Source organism: Paenarthrobacter sp. NPDC089322 (genome assembly GCF_040684895.1).
Taxonomy (GTDB): domain Bacteria; phylum Actinomycetota; class Actinomycetes; order Actinomycetales; family Micrococcaceae; genus Arthrobacter.
This window is the reverse complement of record NZ_JBFBGW010000013.1, coordinates 13,159-35,803: the sequence shown is the minus strand read 5'-3', so window position 1 is coordinate 35,803 and position 22,645 is coordinate 13,159. Positions and strand designations below refer to the sequence as shown.

General features: G+C 63.5%; 19 protein-coding genes. 11 read left to right on the top strand and 8 right to left on the bottom strand.

Features of this window, described 5'->3' with window-relative positions:
* Window positions 1–40 precede the first annotated feature (40 nt).
* Window positions 41–1,717, top strand: coding sequence for an AMP-binding protein (locus tag AB0N65_RS13570; protein WP_364162258.1), 1,677 nt, complete (start codon window positions 41–43; stop codon window positions 1,715–1,717).
* Here the strand turns inward: AB0N65_RS13570 and AB0N65_RS13565 are convergent, their stop codons facing one another.
* The 3 genes from AB0N65_RS13565 to AB0N65_RS13555 all read right to left on the bottom strand — a co-directional run bounded on the left by AB0N65_RS13565 (window position 1,718) and on the right by AB0N65_RS13555 (window position 4,593).
* A complete protein-coding gene (locus tag AB0N65_RS13565) occupies window positions 1,718–2,530 on the bottom strand; it encodes an ABC transporter permease (protein WP_364162256.1) in 813 nt (270 codons plus the stop codon).
* Window positions 2,530–3,504, bottom strand: a complete 975-nt coding sequence (locus AB0N65_RS13560; RefSeq protein ID WP_364162253.1) for an ATP-binding cassette domain-containing protein — start codon at window positions 3,502–3,504, stop codon at window positions 2,530–2,532. Before AB0N65_RS13560 ends, AB0N65_RS13565 begins: the two co-directional genes overlap by 1 nt.
* Window positions 3,505–3,618: 114 nt before the next feature.
* Window positions 3,619–4,593, bottom strand: a complete 975-nt coding sequence (locus AB0N65_RS13555) for a 3-methyladenine DNA glycosylase (RefSeq protein ID WP_364162250.1) — start codon at window positions 4,591–4,593, stop codon at window positions 3,619–3,621.
* A gap of 133 nt (window positions 4,594–4,726) precedes the next feature.
* On the opposite strand from AB0N65_RS13555, the gene AB0N65_RS13550 reads away from it, so the two are divergent.
* The 4 genes from AB0N65_RS13550 to AB0N65_RS13535 all read left to right on the top strand — a co-directional run bounded on the left by AB0N65_RS13550 (window position 4,727) and on the right by AB0N65_RS13535 (window position 9,082).
* Window positions 4,727–5,119 (top strand): VOC family protein, encoded by a 393-nt coding sequence (locus AB0N65_RS13550; RefSeq protein WP_364162247.1) that lies wholly within the window; start codon window positions 4,727–4,729, stop codon window positions 5,117–5,119.
* Between the two features lie 70 nt (window positions 5,120–5,189).
* Window positions 5,190–6,575, top strand: a complete 1,386-nt coding sequence (locus AB0N65_RS13545; protein WP_364162244.1) for a cystathionine beta-synthase — start codon at window positions 5,190–5,192, stop codon at window positions 6,573–6,575.
* A 34-nt stretch (window positions 6,576–6,609) separates the two neighbouring features.
* Complete coding sequence (locus AB0N65_RS13540) at window positions 6,610–7,779, top strand: cystathionine gamma-synthase (protein ID WP_364162241.1); 1,170 nt, start codon at window positions 6,610–6,612, stop codon at window positions 7,777–7,779.
* A 4-nt stretch (window positions 7,780–7,783) separates the two neighbouring features.
* Window positions 7,784–9,082 carry a glycosyltransferase 87 family protein gene (locus tag AB0N65_RS13535; RefSeq protein WP_364162238.1) on the top strand — a complete coding sequence of 433 codons (1,299 nt, stop codon included), beginning with the start codon at window positions 7,784–7,786 and terminating at the stop codon, window positions 9,080–9,082.
* Window positions 9,083–9,090: 8 nt separating this feature from the next.
* On the opposite strand, the gene AB0N65_RS13530 is transcribed toward AB0N65_RS13535, so the two are convergent.
* Window positions 9,091–11,241, bottom strand: a complete 2,151-nt coding sequence (locus AB0N65_RS13530) for a phosphocholine-specific phospholipase C (protein WP_364162235.1) — start codon at window positions 11,239–11,241, stop codon at window positions 9,091–9,093.
* A gap of 158 nt (window positions 11,242–11,399) precedes the next feature.
* Between AB0N65_RS13530 and AB0N65_RS13525 the strand changes: the two genes are divergently transcribed.
* Both AB0N65_RS13525 and AB0N65_RS13520 read left to right on the top strand, forming a co-directional pair.
* The gene (locus tag AB0N65_RS13525) at window positions 11,400–11,927 is read left to right on the top strand and encodes a helix-turn-helix domain-containing protein (RefSeq protein ID WP_364162232.1); all 528 of its coding nucleotides are present in this window, start codon (window positions 11,400–11,402) and stop codon (window positions 11,925–11,927) included.
* Window positions 11,924–13,291 carry an MFS transporter gene (locus AB0N65_RS13520; protein WP_364162228.1) on the top strand — a complete coding sequence of 456 codons (1,368 nt, stop codon included), beginning with the start codon at window positions 11,924–11,926 and terminating at the stop codon, window positions 13,289–13,291. Before AB0N65_RS13525 ends, AB0N65_RS13520 begins: the two co-directional genes overlap by 4 nt.
* A gap of 121 nt (window positions 13,292–13,412) precedes the next feature.
* On the opposite strand, the gene AB0N65_RS13515 is transcribed toward AB0N65_RS13520, so the two are convergent.
* Window positions 13,413–14,573: an acyl-CoA dehydrogenase family protein gene (locus AB0N65_RS13515; protein WP_364162225.1), complete on the bottom strand. Its 1,161-nt coding sequence runs from the start codon at window positions 14,571–14,573 to the stop codon at window positions 13,413–13,415.
* A gap of 126 nt (window positions 14,574–14,699) precedes the next feature.
* Here AB0N65_RS13515 and AB0N65_RS13510 point away from each other — a divergent pair, with 126 nt between their 5' ends.
* Window positions 14,700–16,001: a glycosyltransferase 87 family protein gene (locus tag AB0N65_RS13510; protein ID WP_364162222.1), complete on the top strand. Its 1,302-nt coding sequence runs from the start codon at window positions 14,700–14,702 to the stop codon at window positions 15,999–16,001.
* Window positions 16,002–16,019: 18 nt separating this feature from the next.
* On the opposite strand, the gene AB0N65_RS13505 is transcribed toward AB0N65_RS13510, so the two are convergent.
* Genes AB0N65_RS13505 through AB0N65_RS13495 form a run of 3 tightly spaced genes read right to left on the bottom strand, consistent with a single transcriptional unit; the run spans window position 16,020 to window position 19,437 of the window.
* Window positions 16,020–17,543 (bottom strand): APC family permease, encoded by a 1,524-nt coding sequence (locus AB0N65_RS13505; RefSeq protein ID WP_364162219.1) that lies wholly within the window; start codon window positions 17,541–17,543, stop codon window positions 16,020–16,022.
* Window positions 17,540–18,748 (bottom strand): glutathionylspermidine synthase family protein, encoded by a 1,209-nt coding sequence (locus AB0N65_RS13500; RefSeq protein ID WP_364162216.1) that lies wholly within the window; start codon window positions 18,746–18,748, stop codon window positions 17,540–17,542. Before AB0N65_RS13500 ends, AB0N65_RS13505 begins: the two co-directional genes overlap by 4 nt.
* A 2-nt stretch (window positions 18,749–18,750) precedes the next feature.
* The gene (locus tag AB0N65_RS13495) at window positions 18,751–19,437 is read right to left on the bottom strand and encodes a Tat pathway signal protein (RefSeq protein WP_364162213.1); all 687 of its coding nucleotides are present in this window, start codon (window positions 19,435–19,437) and stop codon (window positions 18,751–18,753) included.
* 151 nt (window positions 19,438–19,588) lie between these two features.
* On the opposite strand from AB0N65_RS13495, the gene AB0N65_RS13490 reads away from it, so the two are divergent.
* The 3 genes from AB0N65_RS13490 to AB0N65_RS13480 are packed head-to-tail and all read left to right on the top strand — an operon-like array spanning window position 19,589 to window position 22,457.
* A complete protein-coding gene (locus tag AB0N65_RS13490; protein WP_364162210.1) occupies window positions 19,589–21,097 on the top strand; it encodes an ATP-binding protein in 1,509 nt (502 codons plus the stop codon).
* Window positions 21,094–21,768: a response regulator gene (locus tag AB0N65_RS13485; RefSeq protein ID WP_364162207.1), complete on the top strand. Its 675-nt coding sequence runs from the start codon at window positions 21,094–21,096 to the stop codon at window positions 21,766–21,768. Before AB0N65_RS13490 ends, AB0N65_RS13485 begins: the two co-directional genes overlap by 4 nt.
* A 32-nt stretch (window positions 21,769–21,800) precedes the next feature.
* Window positions 21,801–22,457: an MOSC domain-containing protein gene (locus AB0N65_RS13480; RefSeq protein ID WP_364162204.1), complete on the top strand. Its 657-nt coding sequence runs from the start codon at window positions 21,801–21,803 to the stop codon at window positions 22,455–22,457.
* The last annotated feature ends 188 nt before the right edge of the window (window positions 22,458–22,645 follow it).

The following is a 22,645-nucleotide window of genomic DNA, read 5'->3' as shown; positions in this document are numbered from 1 at the left end:
TACGGTTCTGTTGCGCGAACCGGCTTGGTAGCGTTCCGTCATGTTGTCCTACACCGCCGGAGACACTGACGTCCCGCTGCTTGAAGAGACCATTGGCGCCAATTTTGAACGCATCGCGGCGCAATTTCCCCTGCGCGATGCACTCATTGAAGCGTCAGGTAACCCGGGAGGCGAAGCCCGCCGCTGGAGTTACGAAAAGCTGAACGACGACGTCGATCACCTCGCCCGCGCGCTGCTCGCCGTGGGCGTCGCAAAGGGCGAGCGGGTTGGAATCTGGAGCCCGAACTGCGCCGAATGGACCATCCTGCAGTACGCCACCGCCAAGATCGGCGCCGTCATGGTCAACGTCAATCCTGCCTACCGCAGCCATGAACTGGAATTCGTCGTCAAACAAAACGGGATGCGGATGTTAGTGGCGGCACCCTCAGACAAGAACAGCGATTACGTCGGGATGGCAAGGGATGCGGCGGGAACCTGCCCGGAACTCAAGGAGATTGTTTTCCTGCCGGGTGACCCTGTCCTCGGGCTCACCCCGGGTGTTCCGCAGGCCGGGCACGAACTGACGTATGCCGGGCTCCTGACCCTGGCGGACGGCGTCGGGCCTTCCGCGGTGCCGGATCGCATGGCGGAACTTGACCCGCACGATCCCATCAACCTGCAATACACCTCGGGCACAACGGGCTTCCCCAAAGGTGCCACGCTGACCCATCACAACATCCTCAACAACGGCCACTCGATCGGGCGGCTGCTCGGCTACACGGAGCACGACCGCGTGGTGATACCGGTGCCGTTCTATCACTGCTTCGGCATGGTGATCGGGAACCTCAACGCCCTCAGTTTCGGAGCGGCCACCATCATTCCCGGCCGCGGCTTCAGTGCATCGGCCGCGTTGGAGGCGGTGCAGGACTTCGGCGGGACATCCCTCTACGGTGTGCCCACCATGTTCATTGCCGAGCTCGCCCTGCCTGATTTTGACGCGTACGACCTCACAACGCTGCGGACCGGTGTCATGGCCGGCTCCCTCTGTCCCATCGAGGTGATGCGCCGGGTGATCGATGAGATGCACATGGTGGATGTGGCCATCTGCTACGGCATGACCGAGACCTCGCCCGTCTCCACCATGACCCGCATGGGGGACACGCTGGAACAGCGCACCAGTACTGTGGGCAGGACCATGCCGCACCTGGAGAGCCGGATCATCGACCCGGGCACGGGTGACGTTGTGGAGCGAGGCGTCATAGGCGAACTCTGCACCAGGGGCTACGCCGTGATGGAAGGCTATTGGGGCCAGCCGGACAAGACGGCCGAAGCGATCGACGCCGAGGGCTGGATGCACACCGGCGACCTCGCCCGCATGGACCAGGATGGTTACCTCGTCATCGAAGGCCGGATCAAGGACATGGTGATTCGTGGAGGGGAAAACATCTATCCCCGCGAAATCGAGGAGTTTCTCTACCAGCACCCGGCCATCCAGGACGTCCAGGTGATCGGCGTCCCGGACCCCAAGTACGGCGAGGAACTCATGGCCTGCATCATTCTCAAGCCGGAAACACCGGCGCTCACCGCCGAGGACATTGCTGAATACTGTCGCGGCAAGCTCGCCCACTTCAAGATTCCCCGCTATGTGGAGGTCAGGGAGAGCTTCCCCATGACGGTTTCCGGCAAGGTCCGCAAAGTGGACATGCGCCTGGAGGCGGTGGCCCGCCTCCAGCTGTAGCTAATTGGTGTTGCGGGCTATGGTCCGGACTCCCACAACAAGCCCGACGGCGGCAGTCACCACGGCAGCGACGAGTCCCCACACCGTGTTGGAACCAATGGTGCCCGCGAACAGTTCACGCTCGGCGTTGACCAGGTAGGTCAAGGGATTGAACCAGCTGGCCACCTTCATCCAATCGGGGCCGGACTCGATGGGCAGCATGATGCCGGAGAGGATCATGAGCGGGAACAACAATGTTTGCTGCACGCCCCAGAAAATCCACTCCTTGTTCTGCGACACCAGAGCCAGTGCGTACGACAACGCACCGAGTCCAATGCCGAAAATGCCCAAAATCACCAGGCCCAACAGCACGTGCAAGGGGTGGAAGACAAAGCCGAACGGGATGCACACCACGGAAATCAACAGGCCTTGCACCACCAGCGGTGCCCACTCCTTCAACGCCCGGCCGATCATGAGTGAGGAACGGGAGAGCGGAGTGGCCAGGATCCTTTCGTAGGACCCGGTCATGAGTTCGTACTGCAGGTTGGAGCCGGTCATCGAGGTGCCGAAGAGGGCAATCATGACCACGACACCCGGGAGGAACCACTGCAAGGTGGACTGCCCGCCGAAGGCCGGGGCGCCCACCGCGGAACCGAGCAAGGGCCCAAAGAGGCCCAGGAACACCAAGGGCTGGATGAGGGAAAAGATCAGCGAAAAGGGGTCCCGCAACGGAAGGAGCATCTCCCGCCAGAACACGAACCAGGTGTCGCTGAGGATGCCTCCCATCCGCGGCTTTTGAACAGCGGACCCCACTGATATGGTATGCCCGGCCATCAAACCTCAGCTCCTTCCCTCAAGCTGCGACCCGTCAGTTCCAGGAAAACGTCGTCCAGCGTTGGCGGCTTGAGCTCCAGCGACTGGGCGGGAGCGCCGGCGTCGTGCATTTCCTTTAGCAGCCCGGGCGCCAACTGTGCGCCCTGCGCGAGCCTCAACCGGAAGCGGACCACGCCGTCGTAGGCGTTTTCCTCGATGTCGCCTTCCGCAGCCGCCCGGCCCAGCAGCCCACGCACCTCCGAGGCGGAACCGGCGGCGACCTCCACGGCCAGCAGGTCTCCGGCGAGGTTGGCTTTAAGGCGCGAAGCGGTGTCGTCGGCAATGATGGAGCCGTGATCGATCACGATGACCCGCTCCGACATCGAGTCGGCCTCGTCCATGTAATGGGTAGTCAGGACGATCGTGGTCCCGTGTTCGGCACGCATCCGCATGATGTGTTCCCACAAGTTGGCGCGGTTCTGCGGATCCATGCCGGTGGAAGGCTCGTCCAGGAACAGCAACTGCGGAGAGTGCATCAACCCCAGGGCCACATCCATGCGCCTGCGCTGGCCGCCCGAGAGCTTGATGACCGTGCGTTTGGCGAGGTCGCTGAGATCCAGGGAAGCCATGAGCGACTCGGCACGGGCCTTGGCGTCCGAGGTGTTCATCCCGTAGAAGCGGCCCTGCATGATGAGTTCGTCGATCACGCGATAGCTGTGGCCGCCGCCGTTGCCCTGCCCTATGTAGCCGATCCGCGCCCTGACGCCCGCCGGGTCCTGGCTGACATCCACGCCGGCCACTTTTGCGGTGCCCGACGTTGGTTTCAGAAGGGTGGTCAGCATGCGCAGGGTGGTGGATTTTCCTGCGCCGTTCGGGCCGAGGAAAGCGACGAGCTCGCCGGGGGCAACGTCGATGTCCACGCCCTTCACGGCCTCGACGGTTTCCTTCTTCACGGTGAAGGTCTTGGTGAGCTTTTGCGTGTGGATCACGGTCACTCCAGGGTGGCTTTGCCGGCTCGTATGGCTTTGCCGGCTCCTAGGCGCCACGCTATACCCGTGGGGCAGGCCGGTCCACGCTCCTGCGGACAGTTCCCGTCCGCATCTGGAAGATCAATGACCGCGGTGGTCCTGCACCGTCATGCGCGGCCCGAACGTTGGCTTGCGGAAGCCACTCAGATACAGCATCCGCACCAAGCGCTGCCGCTGCCCACGCCACGGCTCCAGAAGTTCCAGCATCCCGGCATCGTCCGTTTTCCGGCCGGTGAGCGCGTACCCCACGTACGACGCCAAATGGTAGTCGCCCACGGAGATTGAATCAGGGCAGCCATGGGTTCGTTGCACTACTTCCGCCGCGGTCCAGACGCCGATACCCGGAATGGTCTGCAGCTTGGTGCCCGCTTGAATTGCGCTCAGCCCGCCCAGCCTTTCAAGTGCGACGGCGGACTGCAGCGCCCGCATCACTGTGGCGGAACGCTGCGGGCCAACTCCCGCTCTATGCCATTCCCACGACGGGATGGCCAGCCACTGCCGGGCCGTGGGCGGAACCAGCAGACCTCGCGGAGCCACGTTTCCTGGAGCCTTGGTTCCGTACCTGTACATCAAGTACCGGTAGCCGCGCCGGGCCTCCAGGGTGGTGACCTTTTGCTCCAAAATGGTGGGCACAAGGGAGTCAACCACCCGCCCGGTGGAAGGCAGCCGCACCGCCAGGTTCCGGCGTCGTGTTTCAGTTACCAGACGGGGGAGCGTCGCGTGGAAAGAGGGTTCATCGAAAGCCGACCAGTCGTCGTCGGCCCCCAGCAGCCGCGGGACGCCGGCCATGGCATCGTCGGCACCCGGGCCCCACGCCTGCGCGTCCACAAAAGAGTCCTTACCCACGCCGCCCGCCGAAAGGCGCAGCGTGACGGGGCCTGAAGCCGCAGTGAAAGCCATCCAGAAGCCGTTGGAGTGTGCTGCGAAGGAAGGGTCGCCGTTGCCGCGCATGAGGGGAAACATGGTCTGATCCAGGCGATAGGGACCGCCGGGATGCCATCGGACAGAGGCGTCCGCCGCGGCCGCAACCAGGGGCGGGGCTTCTGCGATGGTCATGGTTTTATCGTCCCACGACCTGCCGACAAAGTAGTCCGGCAAGTACTTACGCAAGCGTTGGGCGCGGGTCTAGACTCCCTGATGTGGCGCGGGTGGGCTGCGTCCGGAATCCAAAAAACAAGGAGCGCGAACCATGGCTGGAGTTGTGCATTTCGAGATCCCTGCGGACGACAAGGACCGGGCAAACTCGTTCTACCAGAGCGCCTTCGGCTGGAACCTGAGCCCCATGCAGGAGATGGACTACACGATCGCCATCACCACCCCGTCCGATGAACAGACCGGTATGCCCAGCCAGCCGGGAGCGATCAACGGAGCACTGTTTCCCCGGACCGACAACCTGAAGACTCCCATCCTTACCATCGACGTGGAGGATGTGGACGCCGCGCTCGGCCAAGTGGAATCGGCTGGCGGGTCCATTGTGCAGCCCAAAGACGCCGTTCCCGGCATGGGCTGGTACGCCTACTTCAAGGACACGGAAGGCAACATTCTGGGCGTGTGGCAAAACGACACGTCTGCGGGTAGCTAGGAGCCGGGACTGACGCGGACAGGCCGTGCGCGCGTAAGAACAGTCAGGGGCAGGCGGTAACTTTGTACCTATGAAGTACGCCCAGTCCGTGTTGGACCTCATCGGCAATACGCCGCTCATCAAGCTCAACCATGTAACGGACGGGATCAAGGCCACCGTCCTGGTCAAGCTGGAGTACGTCAATCCCGGGGGATCCATCAAGGACCGGATCGCCGTGAAGATGATCGAAGACGCGGAGAAGGACGGCCGGCTCCAGCCGGGAGGGACCATCGTCGAGCCGACCTCGGGGAACACCGGGGTGGGGCTGGCGCTCGTAGCTCAGCAAAAAGGCTACAAATGCGTTTTCGTGGTGCCGGACAAGGTCGGCGAGGACAAACGCGCCGTCCTTGAGGCCTATGGTGCAGAAGTAGTGGTGACGCCCACCGCCGTCGCCCCGGACAGCCCTCAAAGCTACTACGGCGTCTCGGACCGCCTGGTCAAGGAGATTCCCGGCGCCTTTAAGCCGGACCAGTTCTCCAACCCCGCCGCGCCCGGCAGCCACTTCGAGTCCACGGGACCGGAAATCTGGCGCGATACTGATGGCCGCGTCACGCACGTGGTCATCGGCGCCGGAACCGGCGGTACCATCACCGGCACCGGTCGCTATCTCAAGCAGGTCTCCGCTGACCGTCCCGAGTCCGGCGGCGGTCCAGTCAAGGTCATCGGGGCAGACCCGGAAGGCTCTGTCTACTCAGGCGGGACCGGTCGTCCGTATTTCGTCGAGGGCGTGGGCGAGGACATGTGGCCCGCCAACTACGATCCGTCCGTGCCGGACGATGTCATCGCTGTCTCCGACGCTGATTCCTTCGCCATGACCCGCCGCCTTGCCCGGGAGGAAGGCCTCTTGGTGGGTGGTTCGTCAGGAATGGCCGTGGTGGCGGCGTTGACGGCCGCCAAGGACCTGGATGAATCAGCCGTTGTGGTGGTGATCCTTCCGGACTCCGGCCGCGGCTACCTGGCCAAGATCTTCAGCGACCAATGGATGCGCTCCTACGGGTTCCTGTCCGGAGGCGAAGAATCGTCGGTGGGCGAGGTGCTCAAATCGAAGACGGGTGAGCTGCCGGACCTGGTCCATATCCACCCCAACGAGACCGTTCGCGACGTCATCAACATCATGAACGAGTTCGGCGTTTCCCATATCCCTGTCCTCTCCCAGGAGCCACCCGTCGTGATGGGCGAAGTCCTTGGCGCCGTGGACGAACGCAGCCTCACCAGCAAACTGTTCCGCGGCGAAGCGAAGCTCACGGACAAGATCGCCGAACATATGGGGGAGCGATTGCCGGTCATTGGCTCACTGGAGACCATCTCGGCAGCGCGGGAACTGCTGTCCGACGTCGACACCGTCATGGTGACGTTCGTTGGCGCGCCCGTTGGCATCCTGACCCGCCATGACCTTCTTGCCTACCTGAGCAACTAAGCGCCGGACCACTGCATTGAAAAAAGGAGCTTCCATGTCTGCCAACACCAACGCCGGGTTCAACACGCGGGCCGTCCATGCGGGCCAGGCCTTCGAGCCCGTGACCGGCGCTGTGGTGCCGCCCCTGCACTTCAGCTCCACCTACGCCCAGGACGGCATCGGGGGTTTGCGGTCCGGCTACGAGTATGGCCGCGGCGGCAACCCCACACGCGACGCCCTGCAGGAACAACTTGCCGCCCTTGAAGGTGGCAGCGCGGCGTTCTCCTTCGGCTCCGGCCTGGCAGCCGAGGACTCGTTGATCCGCGCAGCCGCCCGGCCGGGGGACCACATCGTCCTGGGCAACGACGCCTACGGTGGCACCTACCGCCTCATCGACCGTGTCCTCGGTGATTGGGGCATCGGCAACACCCCCGTGGATATGTCCAACCTCGACGCCGTGGCACGCGCCGTTGCCGCGAACAAGACACGGATCGTGTGGGTGGAGACGCCGTCCAACCCGCTGATGAAGATCACCGACATCGCGGCGCTCGCCGCTGTAGCCCACGACGCCGGGGCCCTCCTGGTGGTGGACAACACCTTCGCTTCTCCCTACTTGCAGACACCGCTGGACCTGGGGGCCGACGTCGTGGTTCACTCCACCACCAAATACATCGGCGGCCATTCCGACGTCGTCGGCGGGGCGATCGTGGTGAAGGATGCTGAACTTGCGGAAAAGATCGGCTTCATCCAGTTCGCCGTTGGCGCGGTGTCCGGTCCCATGGATGCGTTTTTGACTACCCGCGGGCTCAAAACCTTGGGCGTTCGCATGGACCGCCACAGCGAGAACGGCCAGGCAGTGGCTGAGTGGCTGCTGCAGCGTCCGGAGGTGGAAGCGGTACTGTATCCGGGCCTTCCGGACCACCCCGGCCACCAACTGGCGGCGAAGCAGATGAAGAAGTTCGGCGGTATGGTGTCCGTGCAGTTCAAAGGTGGCGAGGCGGCAGCCCGCACAGTTGCCGAGGCCACCTCCATCTTCACGCTCGCGGAGTCCTTGGGCGGCATCGAGTCGCTGATGAACTACCCCTCCGAGATGACGCACGCTTCCGTCAAGGGTACGGAGCTGGCTGTCCCCGTGAACCTTCTGCGCCTGTCCTGCGGGATCGAAGAATCAGAAGACTTGATCGCGGACCTTGAACAGGCTTTTGCCAGGATCAGCAACGGTTAGCACGGTGGTTTCTCCTTCACACCAAGTGGCCCCCTCTGCCAAACGCGGCTGGATCCTGACTGTGGCCGGCTTGTTGACCCTCGCCGTCGCAGTCTGGTTCCTGTACACGGATTACGAACCAGCGTTGAACGACTTTGAGGTGTACTACTACGGCGGGGGCAAGGTCCTGGAAGGCGGCGACTTGTACGCCGTCCGGGAAGGCCTCCCTTTCACGTACCCGCCTTTTGCAGCCCTGCTTTTCACCGGCTTGGCGGCCATGGGGTTCTTCGCGGGGAGCCTGGTCTTTATCTTTGCCGCACTTGTGGGCGCGGCTGTGGTGGCCGCTTGGTTGGCGCGCCACTACTTTGGCTTGAAGACCTGGCGTGCGGCGTTTGCTGACTATCGGTTCAGGACTACGGCCTTGGTGGGGGCAGGAGCCATACTGCTTCTTGGACCTTGGCGGGACACGTTCGTGTTCGGCCAGATCAACATCATCCTGATGGGCGTGATCCTGGTCGACTTCCTGCTGTACACGAAAGCGCGGGCGGGGCTGATCCGGTGGCCTGCCGGACTCCTCATTGGTTTGGCGGCCGGGGTAAAGCTCACCCCTTTGGCTTTCGGCCTGTACTTCCTGGTGCGTCGCGACTTCAAAGCCTTGGCGTGGATGGCTGCAGGTTTCTTTGGTTCGATTGCTGTGGCATGGGCTGTCCTGCCGCAGGCGTCGCTGGCCTTTTGGACGAAAATCCTCCCGGACACGGGCCGCATCGGCGGACCGGGGTACGTGGACAACCTTTCCGTGAAAGGGTTGCTTCTCCACTTCGGCATGCCCGATTCTTCGCTCACCAATGTGGTGTGGTTGGTCCTTTCGCTCGCATTGGCAGGGTTGGTGGCACTCATCATCAAGTGGGCCGTGGATGTTGAAGAGAACTTCATCGCCGTCTCTGCCACCGCAATCCTGATGCTCCTGATCAGCCCCGTTTCCTGGTCCCACCACTGGGTGTGGGTGGCCGTAGCACTGCCCAGCATGGCCTTTGCGATGCACCGGGTTCCCACGCGCACGGGGAAGATGCGTACGGCCGGCTGGGTGATCGTGGTGTGTTCCACCATCGCGTTCTACATGACGCCCAAGAACCTTGCCGTGTGGGCCGGTGCCGCCGAGTGGGGGAAGGACCCGCAGACGCAGGGGCAACTGATGATCTCCAGTCTGGGCGTGGTGTGCGCCATGGCTCTTCTGGTCTATTGGGCCCTGGCGTACCGTCCATCGCGGGCGGGCCTCAGGAGCGCTGAATTCACTCCCGAGGCCACGCGCGATTCCCTGGCTTAGCTGTCCGGCTAACCCGAGATACCCTCCTGCCCGTCCTCTTCACGGCCAGTCAGGCGTCGCCGGAACGTTGGGTCCTCGGGTGAAGTCACTTCGACGTCGTACCAGCCTTCCAGGGACTCCCAACCGATCTTCTTTGAGTGGCCGGGCTTGAGCTTCACGGATGCCTTGTTGTCCGCGTACTGCAGGGACCGGAGCTGCAACGTCACTGCTTCTGTGCCGTTGTTGCGGACTTCGAATTCCACGTCCTTTTTGCCGCGCCGACCCTTAACGGAAACGTCGACGCCGGCAGCAGCACCCGCCGTCGAACCTTTCAGCTCGTACTGGTACCGGTTGGGGCCGGTGACGACGACGTCGAAGACGGCCGAAGGAACCGGCAGTTCCACATTCTGTTGGCCGAGCACGTCCACGTGGCGTGGCTCCGTGACTTCGCCGGCGTAGCCGTAGATGGTGAAGTGCGTGGAACGGTCGCCACTGTTGGCCAATGCCAGCGTGATCTTTCCGGACAGCACCGTCGCCGACACTTTGGGCCGGTAGGGAAGCGGGCGCGCGGGGCGGCTTCCCGGTTCCTGGATCGGAGCAACCTGGACGGCCGGAGGGTTGGGACGCCAACGGCTGATCTTTGCCGGAACGGGACCCGGATGGTCCAGGGACGGAGGAGTGCCCGGCGACTGGAAGTTGAAGACTCCGGTGAGGTCACCGCAGACTTCACGGCGCCACGGGGAAATGTTCGGTTCCTCGATGCCTGTCCAGCGCTCAAGGAAACGGAGCACGGACGTGTGGTCGAAAACCTCGGAGCTGACGTATCCGCCGATGGTCCACGGCGAGACGACAGTCATGGGGACGCGGGGGCCCAGGCCAATGGGTTGTGCTGTAGTCCAGTCGGTCGATTCCCCGGACGCAGGCCTCGGCTGGACGGGTGGGGGAACGTGATCGAAGTAACCGTCGTTCTCGTCGAAGTTCAGGAAGATCGCGGTGCTGTCCCAGGTGTCCGGATTGCTGGCCACGGTGTCCAGGAGACGGTAGACGAAGTTCGCGCTGCCCACCGGGGTGGAGGCGCCGGGGTGTTCTGAGTCGGCGGCTGAGGGAACCAACCAGCTGACCTGGGGAAGAGTGCCGTCGCTGATGTCCGCACTGAGGCGCTCAAGGAGCGTGTTCGGGCGTCCACGCCACATGGCTTTGTCAAAGAGGGCCTTCTCCGACTCGTTGAGGGACGCTCGGCCCTGCTCCAGTTGGGCCAGGAGCCGGTCCTGTTCTGCAGGGGTCTTGCCGGCCAATTTGTCGTAGAACTCCTCGGTGGTCCGGAGGTTGCCCTCCACGGAGGCCAACATCTTGCGGCCGATCGCTTTGAAGGTTTGGAAGTACTCCACGGCGTTGTCGGTGAAGTTGTCCCAATCCTGGTAGATCTTCCAGGAAACCCCTGACTGTTCAAGGCGCTCCGGGTAGGTGGTCCAGTCGTAGCCCCCGTGGTCATAGCCGTAAGCGGCGTTGGTGACGGCCCGCTTTGTGCCGCCCGGCTCGTTGCCCGTGGTGCCGGACCAGAGGTAGTTGCGGTTGGGGTTGGTGGAGCCGTTGACGGAGCAGTGGTAGGCGTCGCAAATGGTGAAGGTGTCCGCGAGTTCGTACTGCAGTGGAATGTCCGCACGCTCATAGAAGGTCATGGTGGAGGCACTCTTGGCCGGAATCCACTTGTCGCACCAACCGTTGTTCCAGGCCCGTGTGGTCCCGGCGAACGAGTGGTCCAGATCGCCCAGGTATTGGATATCCGACCCCGGACGGCCTGCGAGTTCGGCTGCCTTGCGGAGGGAAAACGGCAGGACGGTTTCGCCCGTCGCACGGGGCTGTTCGAACATGGACGAGCCGCCGGGGAGCCGCGTCACGGACTTGTCAGCGTAGCCGCGAACACCGCGGAGCGCGCCGAAGTAGTGGTCGAAGGACCGGTTTTCCTGCATGAGGATGATGACGTGCTTGATGGACTGCAGGCTTCCCGGCGGCACGGGCCTTGCCATGGCTGCCTGTACGGACGGAGGCAGCAGCGAACCTGTTGCCGCAAGCGCCGTGGCAGCAGCAGCCGTGCCAAGGAAGCCGCGACGGGAAACTCCTTTGGCTAGATCAAGAGGCAAGGTTGAACGATTAACCATGTCAGGGGTTTTCGGAGACATATGGGGTGCCTTTCGTGGTCAGAGGTGACGCCGCCAGCCTAGGGAGCGCCGGTGAACCAGTGATGAAACTACGGCAAACCCAGGGGGCATGTCACCGGGATCACACAATTCTGAACACGCCCTTAGCTTTCTTTAGAAAAGTCATGTACGTTGACTTCATGCCATTGCGATCTGACTGGTCCGCCCGCACCTGCAGCCTTGCCCGGGGCCTGGACGTCCTTGGCGACCCATGGGGGAGTTTGGTGCTGCGTGAGATCTTTTTCGGCAACGGCCGTTTCGACGCCATAAAGCAACGCCTCGAAGTCGCCGACAACGTGCTCAGTAAACGGCTCGGCTGGTTGCTTGAAGCAGGACTACTGGCACAACGTCCATACAAGGACGGCACTCGCACCCGCCAGGAGTACGTGCTCACACCCAAAGGCGAGGATGCCCTGCCCGTCCTCAACGCGATCATCATCTGGGCAGAGAAGCACTTGGACGCACCCAACGAGGTGTCCCATATGCGCGTCATCCACACTGACTGCGGACAGGCCACGTCCTCGGCAGATACCTGCACCCACTGCGGTACCCGCCTGACCGCGTCCAACACGAGTTGGCACAGCTTCAAGCGCAGCGACCAGCCACTCCCTCTCGCCGTTGCGCCCACCGAAACCTTCCACGCTTCTGAAACGGAGATGCCCGCATGACCGCTCCCGACGTCACCGAGGTCCCCACAGGCAAGCAGCCAAAGCGCCGGCTCCACCCGGCGTGGATCGTGGCGGCGGTCGCCTTTCTCGCCCTGGTTGGCGCAGCCGGCTTCCGGGCCGCCCCGGGCGTACTCATGGTCCCGCTGCAGGAAGAATTCGGCTGGTCCACCACGGTGTTGTCACTGGCTGTCAGCATCAACCTGGTGTTGTTCGGACTGACTGCGCCGTTCGCGGCAGCCCTGATGGAGCGCTTCGGCATCCGAACTGTGACGGCGTTTGCGCTCTGCCTCATCGGCTTGGGCTCGGCGCTGACTGTGTTCGTGAACCAATCCTGGCAGATCCTGTTCACATGGGGACTGCTCATTGGCTTGGGCACGGGATCCACGGCCCTCGTCTTCGCCGCAACCATCGCCAACACCTGGTTCGCAAAGAGCCGGGGCTTGGTGATCGGCGTGCTCACCGCTGGAAGCGCTGCAGGACAGTTGGTGTTCCTGCCCTTTATTGCTGCGCTCGCGGAGAACCCGGGCTGGCGCGGTGCATCCCTGCTGATCGCCGCTGGGGCGCTGGCCGTGGTTCCGCTGGTACTGCGCTGGCTACGCAACTCGCCCGCCGACGTCGGGGTCTTGCCGTACGGTGCGGCAGAACCTGACGCTTCCGCCGCTGCAAAAACCACGACGGCGGAGGCCCCGGTTGTGTCGTCACCCACCGGTGCAGGGGCACTGAAGGCAGATTCTCCCAACGCGGCCGTGCGTGCCCTCCAAGTCCTGAAGAGGGCAAGCAAAGTCCGCACGTTCTGGGCACTGGCTGCTGGTTTCGCGATCTGTGGCGCTACCACCAACGGCCTGATTGGAACACACTTCATTCCGTCGGCGCACGATCATGGCATGCCGGAAACCACAGCGGCAGGCTTGCTGGCCGTCGTCGGGATTTTCGACATCGTGGGCACCATTGCTTCGGGGTGGCTGACGGACCGCTTCAACCCCAAAGTCCTGCTCGCCGTGTACTACCAGTTCCGTGGGATCGGGCTGCTGGTCCTGCCGCTGTTGTTGGGTTCGTCCGTGGAACCGAGCATGATCATTTTCGTCGTCGTTTACGGGCTCGATTGGGTGGCCACAGTACCCCCGACGGCCGCCATCTGCCGTTCGGTGTTCGGGGCTGACGGCTCCGTGGTGTTCGGCTGGGTGTTTGCCGCACACCAGCTTGGAGCCGCCGTCGCCGCGCTTCTGGCCGGACTCATTCGCGACGCCACCGGCCACTACAACTACGCCTGGCTAGGTGCGGCTGCCATGTGCACCGTGGCCGCCGTGATCAGTGCCACCATCCGGAAGGACGCCGCCAGGAAGGAGCCCGTGCCCGTGGCCTGATGGAGGAATGGGGCCTGTTCTGCGCGCCATTACTGCTAGGGAGCGCGCAGACCCAACTAGGTCGCAGTTAAGCGCGTTTTGAGGGCTCATAACGCGCACGAATGCGACCTAGTTGGGGAGATCAGCCGCGGAAAGCTGCAATGCCCGTGATGTGGTTGCCCAGAATCAGGGTGTGGACCTCATCGGTTCCTTCGTACGTCCGCACGGACTCCAGGTTATTGGCGTGCCGCAGCGGCGAGTAGTCCATGGTGACGCCGTTGCCTCCAAGGATGGTGCGCGCTTCGCGGGCGATCTTGATGGCCTCTCGGACGTTGTTCAGCTTGCCCAAAGAGATCTGCTGGGGCTGCAAGTGCCCCGCATCCTTCAGCCTGCCCAGGTGCAGGGCAAGCATGGTGCCTTTCTGGATCTCCACCAGCATGTTGACGAGCTTTTCCTGGGTCAATTGGTAGCCCGCCAAGGGCCGGCCGAATTGAAGCCGTGTGCCCGCATACCCAAGGGCGGCCTCGTAGGAGTCCCGTGCCGCTCCCATGGCTCCCCACGCGATGCCGTAACGGGCCTCGTTGAGGCAGGAGAACGGCCCGCGAAGTCCTATGGCACCCGGGAGGAGGGCCTCGGGACCCAGCCTGACGTCGTCGAACGTCACATCACATTGGATGGATGCACGCATGGAGAGCTTCGGCTCGATGGGGGTGGCCGTGACGCCCGGAGTTTCAGCGGGAACCAAGAAGCCTTGGATGCCCTCATCGGTCCTGGCCCAGACCACCATGACGTCGGCGATCGAGGCCAAACCGATCCAGCGCTTCGCGCCGTCGAGTATCCACCCGTCGTCCGACTGCCGTGCCGTGGTGGTCATCGATGACGGGTCCGAACCGGCCGTAGGTTCGGTCAGCGCGAAGCAGCCGATCAGCTCACCGGCAGCCATGCGCGGCAACCACCGCTCCTTCTGTTCCTCCGAGCCCCACTTGTGGATGGCCGTCATGGCGAGGGAACCCTGGACGGAAACGAAGGTGCGGATTCCTGAATCGCCGGCTTCCAATTCCATGGCAGCGAGGCCATACTCCACCGCTGACCGGCCCGGACAGCCATAGCCCTCCAGGTGCATGCCCAGAACGCCAAGCTCGCCCAGTTCCGGGACAATTTCCCGGGGAAACACGGCGTCTTCGTACCAGCGGGCGATGTTCGGCCTGATCCGTTGCGCCGTGTAGTCCCGCACCTTTTCGCGAAGGTCCAGTTCGTCGGAAGTCAGCAGGGAGTCGAGCGCCAGGACATCTGAATCGGTCATGCCAGCATCCTAGGCGGACGGGCCGGATGAGGAGGCCGGACCTCCCCGGGAGTCGTTTAAGTAGTATGTATTCGGGGGGTCACTGGTTTCCCTCAACTGCGAAACAGCGAATATTGGGGGATACGGATGGCACTGCCTGACGTCGAATTACAGGCCAAGGCTGCTGCCGGGGCACCGCAGAAAACCGCTTCCGGAACGGCAACCATACGTCGTTGGCTACCGCTGGTTGTGGTGGTGTTGCCCGTTTGGGTCATGCTGGCCAACTGGGGGAAGCAAGGCCTCGACTTCAGCGTTTATTGGTTCGGCGGGGCCATCCTGAACAGTGCCGGATCCTTGCCGTCGGATCTGTACGGCCCCACTGTCGCTTTTGCCGGTGGGCCGCAACTCCCCTTCACCTATCCGCCCTTTGCGGCCTTGGTCTTCTCCCTCTTGGCGCGTTTACCCCAGCCTGCCGCGCTCATGCTGTTCAACGTGGCGGGAGTGGCCATCGGCGCCTGGGTTGCGGCCACCATCGTGAGGTACTGGACCGCGAAATCCCATTTGGGAAGCGCCCTTGCCTCCGGCCAGAGCCGCTGGATCGCCGCCGCGCTGTTCCTGGCGGTCCTCCTCCTGGGTCCCTGGCGGGAAACCCTCGCATTCGGCCAGATCAACATCCTCCTGATGGGCCTGATGGCCATCGATCTGCTGGGTGGCGCAGCCAAGCGTCGAGGGTTCCGCGGCAGCGGTTTCCTGGTGGGAATAGCCGCCGGCATCAAGCTGACGCCCCTCGTCTTTGGCCTGTATTTCCTCATGCGCAAGGACTGGCGCGGACTCGCCAACATGTCCCTCGGGTTCGCCGGGACAATGCTGTTGGGTTGGTTGTTGCGACCGGCCGAGTCCCTGCGGTTCTGGTTGCAAATCCTGCCGGATACGTCCCGGATCGGCGGCGCGGGCTACGTCGACAACCTCTCCATCAAAGGCGCGCTGCTGCACTTCGGTGTCCCGCACGACTCGGTGACCGTTCCATGGCTCGCCCTCAGCCTGGCCGTTGTGGTCCTCGCTGCCTTCCTGATCCGCGCCGCCAGCGCCCAGGGCGCCAGGGTCGTCGCAATGTCGACGACGGCACTCACCATGCTGCTGATCAGTCCGGTCTCGTGGTCCCATCACTGGGTCTGGATGGCCGTGGTCCTGCCGGCCTTCGCCTGGTCCATCAAGGAAACGCCCCGCCGGTACAAAGCCCACAGGGTAGTGATGGGTGCAGTGCTGGCTGTCTCAACGCTCGTGTTCTTCTACTCGCCCAAGACCATCGGCACGGCGCTTGGCGCTGCGAACCTGGACGTCCAGACGCCCGGTCTGTGGATCATGGCGTCCAGTGCGGGCGTGTTCTGCGCCGTTGGCATTCTGGTCAGCTGGCTTGTGGCGCTGCGAAAACTCCAGGCTCCTTCCTAGTTACTCCCCGCACACTGATTACTCGCCGCGCACGACTCCCGCGTCAACGCGTTCCCCGGTGAAGTACCCCCGGGTTGAGGGTGCGAAGCGGCACACGATGGCCAGCACCACGCCCAAGGCCAGAAGAAGGACGCCACTCACGAACGCCCCGCCGATTCCGAAGATCTGCGTGTCCCCGTACGCCGGATCCCACATCTCCACTGCCGAGATGAAGAACGCCACAGTCAGGGAGACGGCTCCCAGCAGCGGCAGGATTCCACGGAACCACAGGTTTCGCGCGGACTGGCGCAGTGTGGAGCGGAAGAACCAGGCGCAGGAGAAGCCGGTGAGGGCGTAGTAGAACGCGATGAACAGGCTGATGGCACTGATGGAATCCGCGAGAAGGTTCTCGCTCAGGAAGCTCATGGCCACGTAGTACACCACCGCGACCGCGCCCATGACCTGCGTTGAGAAACCCGGGGTCATGTACCGCTCATGGACCTTGCCGAATCGCGGAGGCAAGGCTCCATGGACCCCCATGGACAGCGTTCCTCGGGCCGTCGGCAGGATGGTGGTCTGCGTCGAGGAAAGAACGGATGCCAGAACGGCCACCACAATCAGCCAGCCCCACGGGCCCAGCACAACGTCTTTCATTGCCAGGAAAACGTCGTCCTGGTTGGCCTCGTTGCCCAAACCAATGCCCTCTGTTCCGATCGTTGCGTACATCATGACGAGCAAGGCCACAGAGACGTAGATGGCCACCAGGACAAACGCGGAGATGACTGCTCCACGGCCCGGCGTCTTGGCGGGGTTCTCGGTCTCCTCATTAAGCGCCAGGCAGGTGTCCCAGCCCCAGTAGATGAACAACGCGAGCAGGACGCCATGGACCACGGCACTCGGATCCGCGAAAGCGCCCACCGGATTGAACCACTCAAAGTCGAATGCCTGGCCTTCCGGGGCACCGCCGGCAATCCGGACGATAATCGCTACGGCGAAGATCCCCAGGGAGATGTACTGGATGTAGGTCAGTGTTCGCTGGACGTGCTCGCCCAACCGGATGCCGCGGTGGTTCACGTACGTCATGAATACGATGAACAAAACACCCGTTGCCGTGACAAGCCACGTGTTCTCCGCCAGCGACCCGTCACCGATCAGCAGCCAAAGATACTTGCCGGCCACTTGCGCCAGGTTGGCGAGCACCACGATTCCCGCGAGGGCCACACCCCAGCCACCCAGCCAGCCCGCCCACGGGCCGAAGGCCTTCCGCGCCCACATGAACGTGGTTCCGCAGTCGGGCAGGGCGCTGTTGAGTTCGCGGAACGCGTAGGCGATGAACAGGACCGGGATGAACCCGAGGACAAGGATCAGGGGAGTGTAGTTGCCGTTGACGGCAACAATGAGTCCCAGCGTCGCGGCGAGCGAATAGACCGGAGCCGTGGACGCGAGGCCCAGCATGACGGAGTCGCCAAGGTCCAGGATTCCGGCGTGGAGGCCTTTGGAAGGTACGACGGCGGTACGGTCGCCGCCCGGGGAACCACCCGGCGTCGAAATTTCAGTGCTCATAGTGCGACTCCATAAGGTGAGGTCGAAGTGGGGAGTTCGGGTGCGGGGGCGTCGATGGTGTTGGGCACGAAGCGGCAGAAGTAGTCCGTGATGGGACCGTCCGATTCACGGATGCCGCAGCCTACGGACTCGCCATCGACCACCCACAGGCCCAGTACGGGATGGTTTCCGTCGAAATCGGGGAGGGAGTGGTACTGCTGGAAGCACCAGCCTTCCCTGCCGTAGCCGCCCGGCTGCTCGATTTCAATGCCGGGAGCGTGGATGCGGATGTTGTCGCCTTCGCGGCCGTGGAGTGGTTTGGCCACCCACTCCTTGAGCGGGCCGGGGTCGCCGAGATAGGCCGGTAAGAGGTTCTCGTGGCCCGGGTACAGGTGCCAGAGCGCGGCCAGGAGCGCCTTGTTGGAGAGCAGCATCTTCCAGGCAGGTTCAACCCAGCGCGGGTTATGCGCCCGCGTGAGGAGCCTGTGGCCGAATGGTTCCTTCATCATGAGTTCCCATGGATACAGCTTGAACATGGTGCTGATCATGAAGTTGTCCAGGTCCACAAAGCGGTTCAGGTTGGGGTCCCAGCCAATATCGGACATGTTGATGCCGATGGTGGTCCACCCGCCCTGGCTTGCGACGTCGCGCATGTAGGCCGCGGTCATCCAGTCCTCGCCGGATTCCTCCGCTTCCGAATGGGCCACGTGCAACGTGCTCATCCCGGTCCGGAACTGCAGCTTCTTCCACTGCCGGATCAGTGCCTCGTGGATGCCGTTCCACTGGTCCTTTTCGGGGAAGACATCCTGGAGCCAGAACCACTGGGCAACGGACGCCTCGATCAGTCCGGTGGGGGTATCGGCGTTGTATTCGAGCATCTTGGCCGGCCCGCCCTTGCCGTCATAGATGAAATCGAAGCGGCCGTAGATGTCCATGTCACCGGCCTGCAGCGACTCGCCGGCGAGTTCCAACGCCTGGTGCCCGATGCCGATATCGCCCATGGCGCCGGTGGCAAGGTATTTGGCGGCCTCCAAACACATGACGTGCATGTCCTCGGCGGTTTTCTCGAGGGTTTCCACCTCGTCCATGGTGAATTCGTAGTACGCCGATTCGTTCCAGTATTCGATTTTCCGGCCGTCGGGCATGGTGGTGGTGGAAAATACCAGGCCCTGTTCTTCGATCTTCTTTTTCCAATCCGGCCTGGGCGCGGAGGTCAATCGACGCACGCCTAGCCTCCCGAGCTTCCGCCGCTTTTCGAGCTGCTGCCGAACCCGCCGCGGCTCACGGTGCCGCCCTTGGTGCTGTAACCCGTAGCGGTCTTGGCGCCCGTGGGTACGGTCTTGGTGTAGCTCGGGTAGGCGCTGCGGTTCTGCCCGACTGCGGGCACACTTGCCCCGCGGGAGTAGAAGTACCAGGCATAGACCGCTGAGCTGCGGCCGGCCGAACTGCTGTTGTTGCACTGCGAATCGTCAACGCGCTCGCCGGTTTCCTCGTTGAAGCAGACCTGCGCGTAGTCGGCCTCTGCCTCGTTGCTGGCCACCACCGCAGTGATGGTCCCGGCCAGCAGGGCAGTAACGCCAAGGCCCACGACGACGGTGCGGCGCCTGGAGCGCTTCTTGCGCGCCTCCGCGTGGGCTGCTTCGCGCTCGCGTTCCTTGGCAAAAGGATCCAGCACGGGGAGTGGCTGTCCCGGAGCGCCGGGCTGTGGCTGTGGTCCGCCTGCGTTCTTTCCCTGACGCTGAGGCCCGGGCTGGTTGCCGCCGTCTGCCGGCGGCGTCAGGCCGGGATGGAGCTCAGGCTTGGGAACTTGCCATGGCGGAGGCTTGGGCGGGTTGGTGCCCGCGTTCGAGTCGCCGTTGTTGCCCCGGCCGCCGGCATTGTTGCCGGTGCCCTCAGGGCCATCTTTCGGGTCCATGTGTATCCCCCTGGATAGACCGTTGGAGTATCCGGCGCCGAGCCGGATCAGAATGCTGAAAGCAAGCCTAGTCCTAGACCGCGGTGCAGGCACTGGTGACGCAGCAAGGTGGGTAGAACTGCCCACCTTGTGGACGTGCAAGGATGTAGCCATGGCACGTCCGGAAGCGAACCCGAGCGACGTCGGCGAGGTACAGTTGCGGCTTCCCGTGGTGCGCGGAATTGGCCGTGGGCGAGTGGTCACGGGCCTGGTGCTGGCCCTGTTGCTGCCGCCCGGCGTCGAACTCCTGGTGACAGTGGTGGGCTTCCGTAATTTCGCGATGACCATGCTCCTTCAGTTGGCGGTAGCAGTTGCCATCGCAGCGATCGGCGGCTTGTGGCCCGCTGTGGTTGCTGCCGTGCTGGGAAGCCTCCTGCTGAACTACTTCTCTGCCGAGCCTGTTGGTTCCCTCTCCATCGCCGATCCCACGACGCTCTTCACGCTGGTGGTCTTCCTGGCGGTGGCCTGCGGCGTGGCGCTCGCAGTGGGTCTGGCCAGTCGCCGGGCACAGGAAGCGGCGCGGTCCGGCGCGGAGGCAACAGCCTTGAGTGAATTGGCTTTGCGGATCCTCAGCACTGACGGCAGCCTGGAATCTTTCCTGGACAAGGTTCGCGTCACCCTGGGGATGGACGCGGCGACGTTGCTGGGATCCGCGGAGCCGGCCCGGCCGGGGGTATCAACCAACTGGCGGGTCCTTGCGAGCGCCGGCCCGAACCCGCCGGTGACCCATGCCGCGGCCGACCATGCCGCCGTCGTCGATCCCCACTACACGCTGTTGCTGCGCGGCGGTGCGTTGTCGGCGCAACACCAGCGGTTGCTGGCTGCGTTCGGTGCGTTCGTGGTGGCGGTGCGGGAGCGGCAGCAGTTGGCCAAGAGCCGGCGCGACAACCTCCGGCTGGCGGAGGGCAACAAGATGCGCACATCGATCCTGCGGGCGGTCTCGCATGACCTGCGAACGCCGTTGGCCGGGATCAAGCTGGCCGTCAGCAGCCTGCGGCAGGAGGATGTCCAGTTTCCACCGGACGTGGAGCGGGAGTTGCTGGAGACGATCGAGAACTACGCCGACCGCCTGGACCACTTGGTTGACAACCTCCTGGACATGTCTCGAATTACGGCTGACGCCGTCAACCCGCTCCTGACGGGGATGTCGTGGTCCGATGTGCTTCCGGATGCCCTCCGTGGCATTCCCCGGGATCGCGTCCGCAACGAACTGCAGCCCAACCTCCCTCCCGTTCAGGCCGATGCGGGGATGCTGGAACGCGTGGTGGCGAACATCGTGGAAAATGCTGTGAAGTATGCCCCCGATTCCGATGTCGTCCTGACTTCGCACGCGGGCGCCGGCATCACGGTGCGGGATCAGCCTGCCAGCGAGCTCCGCGTAGTGGACTTTGGCCGCGGTGTTGGCCATGCCGAGGTGCTGGAGATGTTCCAGCCGTTCCAGCGGCTTGGCGATTCGCCTGCATCCGCGAGCGGTTCAGGTATCGGCTTGGGGCTCGCGGTGGCGAAGGGCTTCACGGAGGCCATGGGCGGGACGCTCGTGGCGGAACCTACTCCCGGGGGCGGATTGACCATGGTGGTCACGTTGCCGTTGTGGACGGGACATCGGGGAGGCGGGGCATGACGCGGGTGCTCATTGTCGAGGACGAAGTCCGGATTGCGCGGGCCATGCAGATCACCCTGCAGGCACACGGGTACCAGGCTTTGACAGTAGGAAACGGCGCTGACGCCCTCGCCGCAGTGGCCCAACGCAACGTCGACATCGTGGTCCTGGATCTCGGGCTGCCGGACATGGACGGCGTGGAGATCATCCGCCGCATCCGCGGCTGGAGCAGCATGCCGGTTGTCGTGTTGTCCGCCCGCCATGCCTCGGAGGACAAAGTGGAAGCGCTCGACGCCGGTGCGGACGACTACGTGACCAAGCCTTTCGGTTTGGATGAGCTGCTTGCGCGGCTGCGGGTCGCCGCACGCCGGTTGGTCAACGAACCGGAGGCCCCAACGTTGGCGACGTCGGACTTTGTGGTGGACCTGGCGGGGAAGAAGATCGTGAAGGACGGCGCGGAGGTGCGGCTTACCCCCACCGAGTGGAACATCCTGGAGTTGCTCGTGCGGAACAAAGGAAAGCTCGTGAGCCAGCAACAGCTCCTGACCCAAGTGTGGGGGCAGGCTTACGCCAAGGAGACGCAGTATCTGCGGGTGTACATTGCCCAGTTGCGGCGGAAGCTGGAAAGGGATCCGGCGGCGCCACGGCACCTGCACACGGAGGCGGGAATGGGCTACCGTTTCGATCCCTAGGGCCGCGGGCTTCCGTCCGTAGACTGGTATCCATGAAAACCGCATCCCTTGTTGCTGTCTGCCGGGTCCATCAGCTGCTGCCGGACCCGGAAGGAAGCGTGGGAGTCACGGCCATCGACAAGAGGCCCGTGGAAGGACCCGTGAAGATCCACAAGCTTGGCGTCCATGGGGACGTTCAGGCCAGCCGGAAGGACCATGGGGGAGAGGACCAGGCCCTCTATGTGTATTCGCAGGAGGACGCCGACTTTTGGTCCGCCGAACTGCAGCGGGACCTGCCTCCGGGGATCTTTGGCGAAAACCTGCGCGTTGCAGGCATCGACGCCACGGGGGCTGTCATCGGTGAGCGATGGAAGATCGGGATGGACCTGGAAGTCGAAGTGACTTCTCCCCGCGTTCCGTGCGCCACGTTCCAGCGTGTGCTGGGGGAGCCGCAGTGGGTCAAACGCTTCACGGCAGAGGGTCGGGTAGGCACGTATTTGCGGGTGATCAAGACGGGTACTGTTTCAGCGGGGGACCACATCCACCGGCTGTTCGTACCCAAGCACGGCATCACGGTGGGCCAGTGGTTCAGCGAACCCACGCCGGATATCGTTCAGACGCTGCTGGACGCAGAGGCCGATGGTGAGATCCGGCTTCAGGACGAGTATCACGATAAGTTCGAGAAGGTGCTGCGCCGCAACGGCCTCTGAAACGAACCTCAGCAAACAGGTGTGCGCAAGCTCTCACCGCCGCCGTCAGGGTAAAAGTCGCGATGCGGCTGCTCCGTGCCCTACACTGGATACATCCCCCACTCCGGAATTCCCTTTATCCTGCCCAATTTTTGAGGCAGGACTGGTAAGTGTTGGGCCCCGCAAACTGTGTGCGGGGATTTTCATAG

What these genes read in the sequence shown, in the direction of transcription:
- AB0N65_RS13570 (WP_364162258.1), top strand. Translation starts at nt 41, where the DNA reads ATGTTGTCCTACACCGCCGGAGACACTGACGTCCCGCTGCTTGAAGAG.
- AB0N65_RS13565 (WP_364162256.1), bottom strand. Translation starts at nt 2,530, where the DNA reads ATGGCCGGGCATACCATATCAGTGGGGTCCGCTGTTCAAAAGCCGCGG.
- AB0N65_RS13555 (WP_364162250.1), bottom strand. Translation starts at nt 4,593, where the DNA reads ATGACCATCGCAGAAGCCCCGCCCCTGGTTGCGGCCGCGGCGGACGCC.
- AB0N65_RS13550 (WP_364162247.1), top strand. Translation starts at nt 4,727, where the DNA reads ATGGCTGGAGTTGTGCATTTCGAGATCCCTGCGGACGACAAGGACCGG.
- AB0N65_RS13545 (WP_364162244.1), top strand. Translation starts at nt 5,190, where the DNA reads ATGAAGTACGCCCAGTCCGTGTTGGACCTCATCGGCAATACGCCGCTC.
- AB0N65_RS13540 (WP_364162241.1), top strand. Translation starts at nt 6,610, where the DNA reads ATGTCTGCCAACACCAACGCCGGGTTCAACACGCGGGCCGTCCATGCG.
- AB0N65_RS13530 (WP_364162235.1), bottom strand. Translation starts at nt 11,241, where the DNA reads ATGTCTCCGAAAACCCCTGACATGGTTAATCGTTCAACCTTGCCTCTT.
- AB0N65_RS13525 (WP_364162232.1), top strand. Translation starts at nt 11,400, where the DNA reads ATGCCATTGCGATCTGACTGGTCCGCCCGCACCTGCAGCCTTGCCCGG.
- AB0N65_RS13520 (WP_364162228.1), top strand. Translation starts at nt 11,924, where the DNA reads ATGACCGCTCCCGACGTCACCGAGGTCCCCACAGGCAAGCAGCCAAAG.
- AB0N65_RS13515 (WP_364162225.1), bottom strand. Translation starts at nt 14,573, where the DNA reads ATGACCGATTCAGATGTCCTGGCGCTCGACTCCCTGCTGACTTCCGAC.
- AB0N65_RS13510 (WP_364162222.1), top strand. Translation starts at nt 14,700, where the DNA reads ATGGCACTGCCTGACGTCGAATTACAGGCCAAGGCTGCTGCCGGGGCA.
- AB0N65_RS13505 (WP_364162219.1), bottom strand. Translation starts at nt 17,543, where the DNA reads ATGAGCACTGAAATTTCGACGCCGGGTGGTTCCCCGGGCGGCGACCGT.
- AB0N65_RS13495 (WP_364162213.1), bottom strand. Translation starts at nt 19,437, where the DNA reads ATGGACCCGAAAGATGGCCCTGAGGGCACCGGCAACAATGCCGGCGGC.
- AB0N65_RS13490 (WP_364162210.1), top strand. Translation starts at nt 19,589, where the DNA reads ATGGCACGTCCGGAAGCGAACCCGAGCGACGTCGGCGAGGTACAGTTG.
- AB0N65_RS13485 (WP_364162207.1), top strand. Translation starts at nt 21,094, where the DNA reads ATGACGCGGGTGCTCATTGTCGAGGACGAAGTCCGGATTGCGCGGGCC.
- AB0N65_RS13480 (WP_364162204.1), top strand. Translation starts at nt 21,801, where the DNA reads ATGAAAACCGCATCCCTTGTTGCTGTCTGCCGGGTCCATCAGCTGCTG.